The organism is Mycobacterium sp. NGS16 (genome assembly GCF_059813225.1).
The window spans coordinates 1-285 of the sequence record NZ_JCALEE010000036.1 but is presented as its reverse complement, the minus strand read 5'-3'; the positions used below and the strand labels follow the sequence as shown (position 1 = coordinate 285).

General features: G+C 68.1%; 1 protein-coding gene. It reads left to right on the top strand.

The genetic code is table 11. The features are described from left to right. Nucleotides 1-285, top strand: a 285-nt coding sequence (locus AC5Y4Q_RS21685) for a DUF222 domain-containing protein (protein ID WP_499960176.1), incomplete at both ends; no start/stop codon positions are given.

Genomic DNA, 285 nt, shown 5'->3' with positions numbered 1-285 from the left:
CAACGCCGGAACCATCGCAGCCGTGGCACACCGGCTTGCCGAATTTCCGCGCTGCGCTGAGGGCATGCGCCAGGGCCGCTTCTCACTGGACCAGGTCGGGGTCATCGCCCAGCGCGCCGCCGACGGCTCCGACGAGCACTACGCCCAACTGGCCGGCGTGGCCACCGTCACCCAACTCCGCACCGCGATCAAACTCGAACCCCGCCCAGAACCCGACCCCCGACCCGAACCGCAACGCTCGATCACCAAAACCAGCGACGAACACGGCAGCTGCTGGCGAATCAA